This is a genomic window from Streptomyces sp. NPDC002076, from assembly GCF_053593835.1.
On sequence record NZ_JBSFDI010000015.1, the window covers coordinates 212,794 to 226,772 of the forward strand.

The following is a 13,979-nucleotide window of genomic DNA, read 5'->3' on the forward strand; positions in this document are numbered from 1 at the left end:
CCGGACATGGGTTGTCCGTTCTGCCGCCGGCGCGGCGGTTTGTGATTACGAAACCTTGTTGAACAAGTCACAGCTGCGTGTAGAGGTTGATCCGCCGCCCGCCGATCAGCGAGAGTTTCGCGCAGCCCGCCCTGCGCGGGCCCGGCCGTCGTGCCCACCCCCACGGGGCACGACGGCCGCTCTACGCTGGACGGATGACGACCTACGCGGCGCTGTTGCGCGGAATCAACGTCGGCGGCAGCAAGAAGCTGCCGATGGCCGACCTCCGTACGCTGCTGACCGGCCTCGGCCACACCGGCGTACGGACCCATCTGCAGAGCGGCCAGGCCGTGTTCACCGCCGGTCACGGCGACGAGGAGTCGCTCGCGGCGGAGCTGAGCCGGGCGATCGAGGAGCAGTTCGGCTTCCCGGTCGACGTGATCGTGCGCGACCACGCCTATCTGAAGGCGGTCGCCGAGGCCTGCCCGTTCCCGGCCGCCGACCTGGCGCCCAAGCAGCTGCACGTCACGTACTTCTCCGCACCGGTCACCCCGGACCGCTTCGCGGACATCGATCCCGCCGTCCATCTCCCCGAGGAGTTCCGCCTCGGCGACCGCTGCCTGTACCTGTACGCCCCCGAGGGCCTCGGCCGCTCCAAGCTCGCCGAGGTGCTCTCCCGCCGCCCCCGGACCAAGGGCCTGATCGCCACGAGCCGGAACTGGAACACGGTGGTCAAGCTGGTCGAGCTGACCGTTCCGGGGGCGTGACGGACCGCATCGGACGGGCCGCGTACGCCTGTGCGAGGCTCTACCCCATGCGCTACATCATCATCGGGGCCGGAGCGGTCGGCGGGACCGTCGGCGGGCGGCTGGCCCAGGCCGGGCGTGAGGTCGTCCTCGTGGCACGCGGCAAGCATCTGGCGGTGCTGGCGGAGCGGGGGCTGCGACTGCGGGTGCCGGAAGGGGAGTTGACGTACCGGCTGACGGCCGTCGACGGGCCGGAGCCGCTCGGGGAGCTGCGGGCCGACGACGTCCTCGTGCTCGCCGTGAAGACCCAGGACGCCCTGGCCGTCCTGGAGACGTGGGGCGACGTGCCCGTGGCCGGCGGGGGCACCGCGGCCGAGCGGCTGCCGCTCGTCCTGCTGCAGAACGGAGTCGAGAGCGGACGGCTCGCGCTGCGCCGCTTCCGTCATGTGTACGGCGTCTGCGTCTGGTTGCCCTCGACCTTCGTGGAGCCCGGCGTCGTCTCCGCCGCGGGCACTCCGCGCACCGGCATCCTCCACCTCGGGCGCCTCCCGCACGGCACCGACGACACCGCCCAGCGGATCGCCGCCGACCTGGAGGCCTCCCACTTCGAGGCGCCGGTGGTGCCCGACGTGGCCCGCTGGCAGTACGCCAAGCTGCTCGCGAACCTCAGCAACGCCGTCGAGGCGCTGACCGGAACCCGCGACACCGGGGCCGCCCAGGCGCTGTACAAGCGCGTGCGGGCCGAGGGGGAGGCCGTGCTGGACGCCGCAGGGATCGCGTACACGAGCCTGGAGGAGCAGCGCGCGGCCCGCGGCGACAAGGTCACCCTGGTGCCGCTGGACGGGGCCCCGCGCGGCGGCGGTTCCTCCTGGCAGTCCCTCGTCCGGGGCACCGGCACCATCGAGGCCGACTACCTCAACGGGGAGATCGTGCTCCTCGGCCGGCTGCACGGCGTACCGACGCCGCTGAACGAACTGCTTCAGCGGCTCGCCGACCGGTTCGCACGGGAGCGCCGGGCCGCCGGGTCGATGCCGGTCGCGGAACTGGTGCGCAGGGCCGATGCGGCCGAGGGTGCGGTGGCGGCCGACGCCGGTGCACCGCACGGCAGTTGATCTTCCGAGCGGTTCGGCGTTTCGTAGGACCTGGAGCCTAAGGGCGAGGGGCGGGGGGAACGGTGGACGACATCCTGGGCGGGACCGGCGCGGACGACGTCACGGAGGACACGGGGCGGCGGCTCGCGGAGCGGTTCGAGGCGGACCGGCGGCATCTCACGGCCGTGGCCCACCGGCTGCTCGGCTCGGCCGCCGAGGCCGACGACGCGCTGCAGGAGGCCTGGTTGCGGGCCAGGGACGCCGACCTCGACGGGATACACAACCTCACCGGCTGGCTGACCACCGTGGTCACCCGGGTCTGCCTCAACCTGCTGCGCGCCCGCCGCAACCGGCGCGAGGAGTTCCTCGACGCCCACGGCCACGAACACGACACCCCGGCGGCCGGCGCCGAGGCCGGCGACCCGGCCCGGGAGGCGCTGCTGGCCGACCGGGTCGGGGTTGCGCTGCTGGTCGTCCTCGACACCCTCGGCTCGGCCGAGCGGGTCGCCTTCGTGCTGCACGACATGTTCGCCGTGCCCTTCGAGGAGATCGCCCCGCTGATCGAGAAGACTCCGGCCGCCACCCGGCAGCTCGCCAGCCGGGCCCGCCGCCGTGTCCAGGGCCGGCCGGCCGCGCCCGCCGCCGACGCCGTACGCCGTCGCCGGGCCGTCGAGGCGTTCCTGGCCGCCACCCGCGGCGGCGACTTCACGGCCCTGGTCGCGCTGCTCGACCCGGACGTGGTGCTGCACGCCGACGCGCTGGTCGTACCCACCGCCGAACCGATCACCGTGCGGGGCGCCGCGCCCGTCGCCCAGGGTGCGATGGCCGCCGTGGCGCGCGCTCAGCTCACCGGACTCGCCCTACTGGAGGGCGAGTTCGGCCTGGTCATGGCGGAGCGGGGGCGGCTCCGGCTGGTCCTGGCCTTCGCCTTCGGCGCGGACGGCCGGATCGCCCGGATCGACGTCGTGGCGGAGCCGGAACGCCTGCGCGCGACGGAGATCGCGGCGGTCGACCCGGGGCGGACCGGGGCCGGGGGCGCCGACGCAGAATTGGACCAGTGAAACGAGAGGAGATTGGACCGGGACAGTGCACCAATGCGGCCCTAGGGTCACTGGCATGACGCACCGCGACACCGCCACCGAGTCCGCCCCGACCCGGGTCGACTTCTTCTTCGACCCGGCCTGCCCCTTCGCCTGGATCACCTCCCGCTGGCTGCTGGAGGTCGAGCGCCTGCGCCCGCTCGACCTCCGGTTCCGGGTGATGAGCCTGTACCTGCACAACTTCGGCAACGAACTCCCCGATTGGTACCGGGACTTGGTGGACCGCTCGATCGGCCCGGTACGGGTCGCCGTGGCCGCCGCCGAACGGCACGGCGACAAGGTGCTGCGCGACCTGTACACCGCGTTCGGCACCCGGATCCACGAAGGCCGCATCGAGGACTTCGACCGGGTGGTCACCGAGGCGCTGGCCGAACTCGGGCTCCCCGCCGACCTGTCGGCCGCCGCCCACGACCCGTCGTACGACGACGCGGTGCGCCGCAGTCACGAGGCCGGCGCCGAGCCGGAGACGGGCGGCTACGTGGGCACGCCGACCCTGCACGTCGACGGCACGGTGTGGTTCGGTCCCGTGCTGCGCGCCGTCCCGCGCGGCGAGGCGGCGGCAGAACTCTTCGACAGCTTCCGGGTGTTGGCCCGCCACCCCGACCTGTTCGAACTCAAGCGCACCCGCACCGGAGCCCTCCGCTTCGACTGACCCGGAACCGGCTTGGCCGATAAACATCGCTCGCCCGCGTCGAGTTCGCCGCTCGTGTGACACACGGGTGGTGACCGACGCAGAACGAAGAGCCGCCGCGGTCCGACGTCACAGGGGAGCGCCGGACCCCGGCGGCCCTCTATCACATGCCCGTCCCCCAGGGCCAGCCCTCGCCGAACCTCGCGACAAACTCGTCCCGTTGTCCCTAGGGTGAAGCGCGCAGACGGCCGGAAGGGGCAAGGGGACGGATGAGCGTGACGGGCAGAGCATCGCGGGCACTGCCCCCGTACCGCGCGGGCAGCCGGTCACCGGCCCCGGTGCGGCACCGCGGGGAGGGGGCGCCCCGGCGACCGGGCGCCTCGGTGGGCCCCGGCGACGTCCTCGCCCACCGCGGCGACCGGGTCGCCGGAGATCGGCCGTACGTGCGGGGGCTCCCGGAAACGGTCGTCCCCCTGTCGCCCACGTCGCCCTCCGGAGCCCGGTCAACGGACACCGGTCACCCGGACGGGCGGCGATTTTCGGCCTACTCGACACGCTCTTTGCGTGGCATCGCTCCCCGGCCCGGTGCACGACGGCCCGCGGTCGCCGGGCGCCGGCCGGGAACATCGGCGACGTCAGCCGCACCGGCAACTTCGGCAACCAGAGCCTGGTCGCCCGCGCCGAAGCCGTAGCCCCCCATCCCCGAAGGCTCCTTCGGATCACAAGCGAGGACAGGACATGAGCACCTACAACTTCGGGAACGGGCCCATTGATTTCGCCCGTATCGACCCCAGGAACGGCACCCCCGACCTCGAAACCCTCATGGCGGTGGCCGACCGGCTCACCGAGGCACTCCGGGCCGAGTACCCGCGGATCGCCGGGAACGGGGAGGTCGTCCAGGCGGAACTGGCGCTGTCCGCGGAGGACGGCCTGCCACCCAACCGGGGCCGTATCCGCACCGCACTGGAGAACGTCGCCATCACGGCGGGCGCGGGCACCGCCAGCCTCACCTTCACCCAGCACCTCCTGCACGCGCTCGGCCTGTGACCCCGGGAGAGCCGGAAAACGGTCAGGCGCCCAGGGCCGTCAGCGCCGGCCGGCGTGCCGCGTCGTAGCGCTCCAGCAGCACCCGCGCCACCTCCGGTGCCGGACCCAGCACGTCCGCCCGTACGTCCGCCCCGGCCGCACCTCGCGCGATGCGGTCCGGCAGAAAGCCGGGGGCCAGGACGTACGGCGCGACGGCGACCCGCTCGCAGCCGAGAGAGCGCAGCTCCCGTACGGCGTCCTCCGTGCGGGGGAGAGATGCGGAGGCGAACGCAGGTCGCACGGCGCACCAACCGGTGTGCCACCACTCCCGCGCGATGTCGGCGATCACTGCGATCGCCTCCGGGTCGGTGGACCCCGCCGAGGCCAGCACGACCCCGGTCGAGGACTTGTCTGCGGGCGTCAACCCCGCCTCGTACAGCCGCCGTTCCAGCGCCGACAGCAGGAGCGGTGACGGACCGAGCACGTCCGCCTGCCGGATCCGCAGCCGGGCCGGCGCCTCCCGCAGCACGGCGGGGATGTCGGCCTTGGCGTGGAAGGCGCGGGTCAGCAGCAGCGGCAGGGCGACGACGTCCCGCACTCCCTGCGCCGCGAGTGACTCCAGCACCCCGGGAACCGAGGGGACGTTGAAGTCCAGGAAGCCGGTCTCCACGCGCAGCCCCGGCCGCTGCGACCGTACCCGCTCCACGAGGGCATGCACGGCCTGGGCGTGCCGCGGGTCGCGGCTGCCGTGGGCGATGATGAGCAGGACCGGGTCGTGCATGCTGTGCCTCAGCCCTTCACCAGCAGGCCGCGGCTGCGCAGCACCCACCGCTCCAGCGGGCTGAAGATCAGCAGGTCGACGGCGATGCCGACGAACAGGATGAGCAGGATGGCCTCGAACACCATGGCCATGTCGCCGGCGGTGCGGGCGTTCTCCAGCAGCTGGCCGAGCCCTGTGCCAAGGTCGGGGAAGTTCGCGATGATCTCCGCGGCCATCAGGGATCGCCAGGAGAAGGCCCAGCCCTGCTTCATGCCCGCCACATACCCGGGCAGGGCGGCCGGCAGGGTGACGTGCCAGGTGCCCTTCAGGCCCGTGGCGCCCATCGTGCGGCCCGCCCGCAGGAACAGCGGCGGCACCTGGTCCACGCCGGACACCAGACCGTTGGCGATGGACGGCACGGCACCGAGCAGGATCACCGCGTACATCATCGAGTTGTTCAGGCCCAGCCAGATCACCGCGGGCGGCACCCACGCCACCGACGGCAGCGACTGCAGACCGGACAGGATCGGGCCGATGGCCGCGCGCACGAACTTCACCCGCGCCACCAGCAGGCCCAGCGGGGTGCCGATCAGCAAGGCGAAGCAGAAGCCGAGCAGACCGCGCGAGATGCTGGTCCAGATGTAGCCGAGGAGATTGCCCTCCAGCCAGTCCTTCCGGAACGCCTGCCAGACGGCCGACGGGGACGGCAGCTTGGTCGGATCGTCGACGATCTTCAGGGCGATCAGACCCTGCCAGACCACCAGGACCACGACGATCGCGGTGATCGGCGGGACGATCTTGTCGACGAGGGTCTTGCGGAACGGCGTACGGCCCTGCTGCGCCGTCTCCAGCGCGTCGAGGCCCGCCTCCACGCTCCCCGTCTCGGGAGAGGTCGTCGTCTCAGTGCTGGCCATGGCGGCGGATCTCCCCACGCAGTACTTCGGTGATCTCCAGGGACAGTTCCGCCACGGGCGCGTCCTCGATGCGGCGCGGCTGCGGAATGTCGACCTCCCACTCCCGGGCGATGCGGCCCGGGCGGGAGGACAGCAGCACGACACGCTGCGCGAGCCGCACCGCCTCGCGCACGTTGTGCGTCACGAACAGCACGGACAGCCCGGTCTCGGACCAGATGCGGGTCAGCTCGTCGTGCAGCACGTCCCGGGTGATGGCGTCGAGCGCCGCGAACGGCTCGTCCATCAGCAGCAGACTGCTCTCCTGCGCCAGCGCGCGGGCCATCGCCACCCGCTGCCGCATACCGCCGGACAGCTCGTGGACACGCTTGCCGTACGCCCCCTTCAGCCGGACGAGTTCGAGCAGCTCCTCCGCCTTGCCGCGCCGCTCGGGCTTGGCAACCCCCCTGAGCTTCAGCGCGAGTTCGATGTTCTTGCCCGCGGTCAGCCACGGGAACAGGGCGTGCTCCTGGAACATCAGGGCCGGGCGCCCGTCCGTGGTGATGGACCCGGCGGTGGGCCGGTCCAGGCCCGCCACCAGGTTCAGCAGCGTGGACTTGCCGCAGCCCGAGGCCCCCAGGAGGGTGACGAACTCGCCGGGCGCGACATCGATGCTGATGTCGTCCAGGACGAGTTGCTGCCCGCCGGGTGTCGCGAAGGACTTCGAGACATGCTCGAGGCGTGCGGCGTACTCGACCGACTCAGCGGCCTTGGCCAGGGTTGTTGCCATGGTCGTCACCTCCTGGGAACTCATCGGGAACAGGCGTCAGCTGGTGCCGAGACCGGCCGCATCGACCGGGCTGTCACCTGAAGCCTTGAGGACCTTGTTGAGGATCGTCAGGTCGTAGATGCCATTGAGGTTCGGCTTGTCCAGCAGCCCGGCCTTGACCGCGTGCGCCGCCTCCGTGCTGAGGGTGGCGGCCAGCGGGTCGTTGGTGAACTGGATGGACTTCCACGCCGAGTCCAGGACGTTCGCCGGCAGCGCCTTGCCGGAGTCCGCCTCAAGCTGCTTGTTCGCCGCCGCCTTCGCCTGGTCCGGGTTGGCGTTGATCCACTTGTTGGCCTCGACCGAGGCCTTCAGCACCGCCTCGACCGCCTTCGGGTGCTCCTTCAGAAAGGCCTGCCGCACGATGATGTTCGTGATCACGAACTTCTTGTCCGGCCACAGCGCCGACTCGTCCAGCAGCACCTTGCCGCCCTCGGCGACCAGCTTGGACGCGGTCGGCTCCGGCACCCAGGCGCCGTCGACCGAGCCGGCCTTGAACGCGTCCGGGGTCACCTTGTTGTCGCTGCGGACGACCGTGACGTCACCCTTGCCGCTCTGCGCGTCGACCTTCCAGCCCTGCTCGGCGGCCCAGTTGAGGAACGCCACGTCCTGCGTGTTGCCCAGCTGAGGGGTCGCGATCCGCTTGCCCTTGACGTCCTTGAGGGACGAGATCTTCTTCGGATTCACGACCAGCTTCACCCCGCCGGACGCCGAACCACCGATGATCTTCAGGCTCTTGCCGTTCGACTTGGTGTAGCCGTTGATCGCGGGGGAGGGGCCGATCCAGCCGATGTCGATGGAACCGGAGCTGAGCGCCTCGATCTCGGACGGACCGGCGTTGAAGGTGGCGTAGTCCGCCTTGGTGGCGCCCAGTTCCTTCTGGAACAGGCCCTGTTCCCGGCCGACCAGCGCGGTCGCGTGGGTCAGGTTGCCGAAGTAGCCGATCTTGACGGAGTCGAGTCCGTCGATCTTCTTCGCGCCGGCGGCGACCTTGGTGGTGTCGTCGCTCTTGGCCTGGGAGCCGTAGCTGCAGGCGGCCAGCGTGAGGAGGGGGAGAGCGGTGAGGGCGGCTATGCCGCGACGGAACAGCTTCGAGCGGATGGCAGGCACGGGAGGGGTTCCTCTCGTTGGCCCGGCGGTCACGTCTCTCAAGTCGTGGCCGGGAGGTCGGCAGGTCTTCGTCTACAGCGGTGGGGGGTGAGGGCGCGCAAGCGGTGCGCGTACGTCAGCGCACACATCGCGCTACCCCGCCCTGCCCGCTGCCGAGGGCGCCGCTGCCGATGCGGCCGCCCTCCTTGGCGAACGTCGAGTAGACGTCGGTCGTCTTCATGCTCAGAAGTCCCAGCCGTCGTCCGCGGAGTCGTCCCTGACCGGCTCGGGGGTGGCGAACGACTCGCCGACCATGCCCGCGGTGAGCGTGGTGCCGTCGCTGGGGTCGATCAGGATGAACGAGCCGGTGCGCCGCGAGTCGGCGTAGGAGTCGAGCGGCAGCGGCTCGGCGGTACGGATCTTCACCCGGCCGATGTCGTTGGCGACCAGCTGCCCCGGGTGCGGGTGCAGGGACAGGTCGTCCAGCGTGAGCCGGGACGGGATGTCCTTCACGATCGCCTTGACCGTGCGGGTGCCGTGCTTGAGCAGCACCCGGTGACCGACGGTCAGCGGCGCGTCGGCCACATGGCAGACGGTCGCCTCCACGTCCTGGGTGGTGGCCGGCGCGTCCTTCGTCGGCACGATCAGGTCGCCGCGCGAGACGTCGATGTCGTCCTGGAGCAGGACCGTCACCGACTGCGTCGTCCACGCGACGTCGACCGGCTCGCCCAGCAGGTCGATGCCGGAGATCCGGGTGGTCCGCCCGGAGGGCAGGACCGTGACCTCCTCGCCGACCCGGAAGGTGCCGGCCGCGATCTGGCCCGCGTAGCCCCGGTAGTCCGGGTGCTCGGCGGTCTGCGGCCGGATCACGTACTGCACGGGCAGCCGGGCGTGGCAGTGCGCCAGGTCATGGCTGACGGGAACGGTTTCGAGGTGTTCCAGGACGGTCGGGCCGCCGTACCAGTCCATGTTCGCGGACGGCTCCACCACGTTGTCACCGGCGAGCGCCGAGATCGGGATCGCGGTGACCTCCGGCACGCCCAGCTCGGTCGCGTACTCCGTGAACTCCTCGGCGATCGCGGCGAACACGCTCTCCTCGTACGCGACGAGGTCCATCTTGTTGACCGCGAGGACCACGTGCGGGACCCGCAGCAGGGCCGCGATGGCCGCGTGCCGGCGGGTCTGCTCGACCACGCCGTTGCGGGCGTCGACGAGGATCACGGTCAGCTCGGCGGTGGAGGCGCCGGTGACCATGTTGCGGGTGTACTGCACATGTCCGGGCGTGTCGGCCAGGATGAACCGGCGGCGCGGGGTGGCGAAGTAGCGGTAGGCGACGTCGATGGTGATGCCCTGCTCCCGCTCGGCGCGCAGGCCGTCGGTGAGCAGCGCGAGGTCCGGGCCGTCCTGGCCACGGCTCGCGGAGGCCCGCTCCACGGCCTCCAGCTGGTCGGTGAGGACCGACTTGGAGTCGTGCAGCAGCCGTCCGACCAGCGTGGACTTGCCGTCGTCGACGGAGCCGGCGGTGGCGAACCGCAGCAGCGTGGTGGCCGAGAGCGCCTCGGTCGTGGTCGTGCTCATGCTTAGAAGTACCCCTCGCGCTTGCGGTCTTCCATCGCGGCCTCGGACAGCTTGTCGTCGGCGCGGGTCGCGCCCCGCTCGGTGAGCCGGGAGGCGGCGATCTCGGCGATCACGGCGTCCAGCGTGGTGGCGTCGGAGTCGACGGCACCGGTGCAGGACATGTCACCGACGGTGCGGTAGCGGACCTGGCGCTTCTCGACCCTCTCGCCGTCCTTCGGGCCGCCCCACTCGCCGGCGGTCAGCCACATGCCGCTGCGCTTGAACACCTCGCGCTCGTGCGCGAAGTAGATCTGCGGCAGCTCGATGCCCTCGCGGGCGATGTACTGCCACACGTCCAGCTCGGTCCAGTTGGACAGCGGGAACACCCGGACGTGCTCACCGGGCGCGTGCCGGCCGTTGTACAGGTTCCACAGCTCCGGGCGCTGGCGGCGCGGGTCCCACTGGGAGAACTCGTCGCGCAGCGAGAACACCCGCTCCTTGGCGCGGGCCTTCTCCTCGTCCCGGCGCCCGCCGCCGAACACGGCGTCGAACTTCTCGCTCTGGATCTTCTCCGTCAGCGGAAGCGTCTGCAGCGGGTTGCGGGTGCCGTCGGGACGCTCCCTCAGCACACCGCGGTCGATGTAGTCCTGGACGGAGGCCACATGGAGCCGCAGCCCGTGCTTCGCCACCGTACGGTCGCGGTACTCCAGCACCTCGGGGAAGTTGTGCCCGGTGTCCACGTGCAGCAGCGAGAACGGCACCGCAGCCGGGGCGAACGCCTTCAGCGCCAGGTGCAGCATGACGATCGAGTCCTTGCCGCCGGAGAACAGGATCACCGGGTTCTCGAACTCTCCCGCCACCTCGCGGAAGATGTGCACGGCCTCGGACTCCAGCGCGTCCAGGTGGGAGAGGGCGTACGGGCTGGCCGTGCCCTCCTCGGCCTTCGCCACGGTCGTCGTCATGCCAGTCCCCTCTCGCTCAGCAGGGCGTACACGGACGCCGCGGACTCCTGCACGGTCTGGTGCTGCGACTCGATCCGCAGATCCGGTGTCCGCGGCTCCTCGTACGGGTCGTCGACACCCGTCAGCCCGGACAGCTCACCCGCGGCCTGCTTGGCGTACAGCCCCTTCACATCACGCACGCTGCACACCTCGACCGGGGTCGCCACATGGATCTCCAGGTACGACGTCCCGTTCTCCGCGTGCCGTCCCCGCACCGCCTCCCGGCTGTCCGCGTACGGCGCGATCACCGGCACCAGCGCCTTGACGCCGTTGCGGGCGAGCAGTTCGGCGACGAAACCGATGCGCTGCACGTTGGTGTGCCGGTCCTCGCGGGAAAAGCCGAGGCCCGCCGAGATGAACTCGCGGATCTCGTCGCCGTCGAGCACCTCGACGCGGTGGCCCTCGGCGCGCAGCCGGCCGGCCAGCTCGTACGCGATGGTGGTCTTGCCGGCGCTCGGCAGACCCGTGAGCCAGACGGTGGCTCCGGTCGTCAAGTGGTTCTCCTGGGTCGCAGTGTTCGCTTCCGTCACAGCAGTAGCAGCGGGAGCTGTGGCTGCCGTGTGAGCGGCTGTGTTCGTCGTCATCCGTGCAGCCCGCACTCGGTCTTGGCGCGGCCCGCCCAGCGGCCGGCGCGCGCGTCCTCGCCCTCCAGGACCCGGCGGGTGCAGGGGGCGCACCCGATGGAGGCGTAGCCGTCCATCAGCAACGGGTTGGTGAGCACGCCGTGTTCGGTGACGTAGGCGTCCACGTCGTCCTGCGTCCAACGGGCGATCGGGGAGATCTTGACCTTCCGCCGCTTCTCGTCCCAACCGACGACCGAGGTGTTCGCCCGGGTCGGGGACTCGTCGCGGCGCAGGCCGGTCGCCCACGCCTGGTAGCCCTTCAGCCCCTCTTCGAGCGGCTTGACCTTGCGCAGCGCGCAGCACAGGTCGGGGTCGCGGTCGTGCAGCCTCGGGCCGTACTCCGCGTCCTGTTCGGCGACCGTCTGCTTCGGCGTGAGGGTGATGACGTTGACGTCCATTACCGCCTCGACGGCGTCACGGGTGCCGATGGTCTCCGGGAAGTGGTAACCGGTGTCGAGGAAGACGACGTCCACGCCCTTGAGTACGCGCGAGGCGAGATGGGCGACGACGGCGTCCTCCATGGACGAGGTGACGCAGAACTTCGCGCCGAAGGTGTCGACCGCCCACTGGAGGATCTCCAGCGCGGAGGCGTCCTCCAGGTCGCGGCCCGCCTGCTCGGCGAGCGCCTTCAACTCGTCGGTCGTACGGTCTTCCTGAGCCGTCATCATGTCTGTGGATCCCCTCCGTCGTCGGCTCGCTGAAGGCCCCGGGCCAGCAGCCCGAGGAACTTCAGCTGGAATGCGCGGTTGCACGCCCCGCATTCCCAGGCGCCGTGGCTCTGCTCGTGCGGACGCAGGTCCTCGTCACCGCAGTAGGGGCAGTAGAAGGGTGCGGCACGTTCGCTCACGACAGTGCCTCCTCGTCCGCGCGCGCGGCCCAGGTGGCGAACCGCTCGCCGTCCTCGCGTTCGGCCTGGAACCGCTTCAGGACCCGCTCGACGTAGTCGGGCAGCTCCTCCGCGGTGACCTTCAGTCCGCGCACCTTGCGGCCGAAGCCCGGCTCCAGGCCGAGGGCGCCGCCGAGGTGCACCTGGTAGCCCTCGACCTGCTCGCCCTTGTCGTTCAGGACCAGCTGGCCCTTGAGACCGATGTCCGCGACCTGGATACGGGCGCAGGCGTTCGGGCAGCCGTTGAGGTTGATGGTGATCGGCTCGTCGAAGTCCGGCAGGCGGCGCTCCAGTTCGTCGATCAGAGACGAGCCGCGCTGCTTGGTCTCGACGATGGCGAGCTTGCAGAACTCGATGCCGGTGCAGGCCATGGTGCCGCGCCGGAAGGAGGACGGCCGGGCGGTGAGGTCCAGCGCCTGAAGGCCCTCGACCAGCGAGTCGACCTTGTCCTGCGCGACATCGAGGACGATCATCTTCTGCTCGACGGTGGTGCGCACCCGGCCCGAGCCGTGCGCCTCCGCGAGCTCGGCGATCTTCGTCAGCGTGGCGCCGTCGACGCGGCCGACCCGCGGGGCGAAACCGACGTAGTAACGGCCGTCCTTCTGCCGGTGCACGCCGATGTGGTCGCGCCACTGCTGCACGGGCTGCTCGGGGGCGGGCCCGTCGATCAGCTTGCGCCCTCCCAGGTACTCGTCCTCCAGCACCTGACGGAACTTCTCCGCGCCCCAGTCGGCGACGAGGAACTTCAGCCGGGCGCGGTTGCGCAGCCGGCGGTAGCCGTAGTCACGGAAGATCGAGATGACGCCCTCGTAGACGTCCGGGACCTCGTCGATCGGCACCCAGGCGCCCAGTCGCACACCGAGCTTGGGGTTGGTGGACAGACCGCCGCCCACCCACAGGTCGAAGCCCGGACCGTGCTCGGGGTGCCGTACGCCGACGAACGCCACGTCGTTGATCTCGTGCACGACGTCCAGCAGCGGCGAACCCGAGATGGCCGTCTTGAACTTCCGGGGGAGGTTCGAGTACGCCTTGTTGTTCAGGACGCGGCGCTTCATCTCCTCCAGCGCCGGCGTCGCGTCGATGATCTCGTCCTCGGCGATGCCCGCCACCGGGGAGCCGATCATCACACGCGGGGTGTCACCGCAGGCGGTCACGGTGGACAGGCCCACGGCCTCCAGCCGCTCCCAGATCTCGGGCACGTCCTCGACCCGGATCCAGTGGTACTGCACGTTCTGCCGGTCGGTGATGTCCGCGGTGCCGCGCGCGAACTCCTGGGAGATCTCCCCGATGACGCGCAGCTGCTGGGTGGTCAGCGCACCGCCGTCGATGCGCACCCGCATCATGAAGTAGCGGTCGTCGAGCTCCTCCGGCTCCAGCACCGCCGTCTTGCCGCCGTCGATCCCGGGCTTGCGCTGGGTGTACAGCCCCCACCAGCGCATCCGGCCGCGCAGGTCGCTGGGATCGATCGAGTCGAAACCGCGCTTGGAGTAGATCGTCTCAATGCGTGTCCGCACATTGAGACCGTCGTCGTCCTTCTTCACCTGCTCGTTGCCGTTCAGCGGGGTGAAGTGGCCCACCGCCCACTGACCCTCACCACGGTGACGGCTCACCTTGCGGCGGGGCGCGGAGGCGGCGGGGTTCGGCGGAGTGGCGGCCATGGTTCTACGTCCTTCGGGACCGGTGGGAATCGGCTCTGACCTGCGTAGATGCGCGCACGCGGGCAGGCGTGCGCGTCATTGCGCAAGGAACATCAGGTAGGGGGTTCGCGGCGGTG

The 13,979-nt window shown here is 70.9% G+C and carries 15 protein-coding genes; 5 read left to right on the forward strand and 10 right to left on the reverse strand.

Going from position 1 to position 13,979, the window contains the following annotated elements:
- Window positions 1–194: 194 nt before the first annotated feature.
- From ACWCQS_RS29545 to ACWCQS_RS29565, 5 genes are all read left to right on the forward strand, one after another.
- On the forward strand, window positions 195–746 hold the full coding sequence (locus tag ACWCQS_RS29545; RefSeq protein WP_451007269.1) for a DUF1697 domain-containing protein: 552 nt from the start codon (window positions 195–197) through the stop codon (window positions 744–746).
- Window positions 747–793: 47 nt separating this feature from the next.
- Window positions 794–1,837, forward strand: a complete 1,044-nt coding sequence (locus tag ACWCQS_RS29550) for a ketopantoate reductase family protein (RefSeq protein ID WP_451007299.1) — start codon at window positions 794–796, stop codon at window positions 1,835–1,837.
- Between the two features lie 71 nt (window positions 1,838–1,908).
- Window positions 1,909–2,877 carry a sigma-70 family RNA polymerase sigma factor gene (locus ACWCQS_RS29555; protein WP_451007300.1) on the forward strand — a complete coding sequence of 323 codons (969 nt, stop codon included), beginning with the start codon at window positions 1,909–1,911 and terminating at the stop codon, window positions 2,875–2,877.
- Window positions 2,878–2,932: 55 nt separating this feature from the next.
- Window positions 2,933–3,568: a mycothiol-dependent nitroreductase Rv2466c family protein gene (locus tag ACWCQS_RS29560; protein WP_451007270.1), complete on the forward strand. Its 636-nt coding sequence runs from the start codon at window positions 2,933–2,935 to the stop codon at window positions 3,566–3,568.
- A gap of 717 nt (window positions 3,569–4,285) precedes the next feature.
- Window positions 4,286–4,594, forward strand: a complete 309-nt coding sequence (locus ACWCQS_RS29565; RefSeq protein ID WP_450983870.1) for a hypothetical protein — start codon at window positions 4,286–4,288, stop codon at window positions 4,592–4,594.
- A 22-nt stretch (window positions 4,595–4,616) separates the two neighbouring features.
- On the opposite strand, the gene ACWCQS_RS29570 is transcribed toward ACWCQS_RS29565, so the two are convergent.
- The 10 genes from ACWCQS_RS29570 to ACWCQS_RS29615 form a co-directional block, all read right to left on the reverse strand.
- Window positions 4,617–5,354 carry a sirohydrochlorin chelatase gene (locus tag ACWCQS_RS29570; RefSeq protein WP_451007271.1) on the reverse strand — a complete coding sequence of 246 codons (738 nt, stop codon included), beginning with the start codon at window positions 5,352–5,354 and terminating at the stop codon, window positions 4,617–4,619.
- An 8-nt stretch (window positions 5,355–5,362) separates the two neighbouring features.
- Window positions 5,363–6,247: an ABC transporter permease gene (locus ACWCQS_RS29575; RefSeq protein WP_451007272.1), complete on the reverse strand. Its 885-nt coding sequence runs from the start codon at window positions 6,245–6,247 to the stop codon at window positions 5,363–5,365.
- Window positions 6,234–7,037 carry an ABC transporter ATP-binding protein gene (locus ACWCQS_RS29580; protein ID WP_451007273.1) on the reverse strand — a complete coding sequence of 268 codons (804 nt, stop codon included), beginning with the start codon at window positions 7,035–7,037 and terminating at the stop codon, window positions 6,234–6,236. The genes ACWCQS_RS29575 and ACWCQS_RS29580 overlap by 14 nt, the downstream gene beginning before the upstream one ends.
- 12 nt (window positions 7,038–7,049) lie before the next feature.
- Window positions 7,050–8,159, reverse strand: coding sequence for an aliphatic sulfonate ABC transporter substrate-binding protein (locus tag ACWCQS_RS29585; RefSeq protein WP_451007274.1), 1,110 nt, complete (start codon window positions 8,157–8,159; stop codon window positions 7,050–7,052).
- Between the two features lie 222 nt (window positions 8,160–8,381).
- Window positions 8,382–9,716: a sulfate adenylyltransferase subunit 1 gene (locus ACWCQS_RS29590; RefSeq protein WP_451007275.1), complete on the reverse strand. Its 1,335-nt coding sequence runs from the start codon at window positions 9,714–9,716 to the stop codon at window positions 8,382–8,384.
- A 2-nt stretch (window positions 9,717–9,718) separates the two neighbouring features.
- A complete protein-coding gene (cysD, locus tag ACWCQS_RS29595) occupies window positions 9,719–10,657 on the reverse strand; it encodes a sulfate adenylyltransferase subunit CysD (protein WP_451007276.1) in 939 nt (312 codons plus the stop codon).
- Window positions 10,654–11,190, reverse strand: a complete 537-nt coding sequence (gene cysC, locus ACWCQS_RS29600; protein ID WP_388624176.1) for an adenylyl-sulfate kinase — start codon at window positions 11,188–11,190, stop codon at window positions 10,654–10,656. Before cysC ends, cysD begins: the two co-directional genes overlap by 4 nt.
- A gap of 86 nt (window positions 11,191–11,276) precedes the next feature.
- Window positions 11,277–11,987, reverse strand: a complete 711-nt coding sequence (locus ACWCQS_RS29605) for a phosphoadenylyl-sulfate reductase (RefSeq protein WP_451007277.1) — start codon at window positions 11,985–11,987, stop codon at window positions 11,277–11,279.
- The gene (locus ACWCQS_RS29610) at window positions 11,984–12,166 is read right to left on the reverse strand and encodes a hypothetical protein (RefSeq protein WP_451007278.1); all 183 of its coding nucleotides are present in this window, start codon (window positions 12,164–12,166) and stop codon (window positions 11,984–11,986) included. Before ACWCQS_RS29610 ends, ACWCQS_RS29605 begins: the two co-directional genes overlap by 4 nt.
- Window positions 12,163–13,863 carry a nitrite/sulfite reductase gene (locus tag ACWCQS_RS29615; RefSeq protein WP_451007279.1) on the reverse strand — a complete coding sequence of 567 codons (1,701 nt, stop codon included), beginning with the start codon at window positions 13,861–13,863 and terminating at the stop codon, window positions 12,163–12,165. The genes ACWCQS_RS29610 and ACWCQS_RS29615 overlap by 4 nt, the downstream gene beginning before the upstream one ends.
- Window positions 13,864–13,979: the final 116 nt, after the last annotated feature.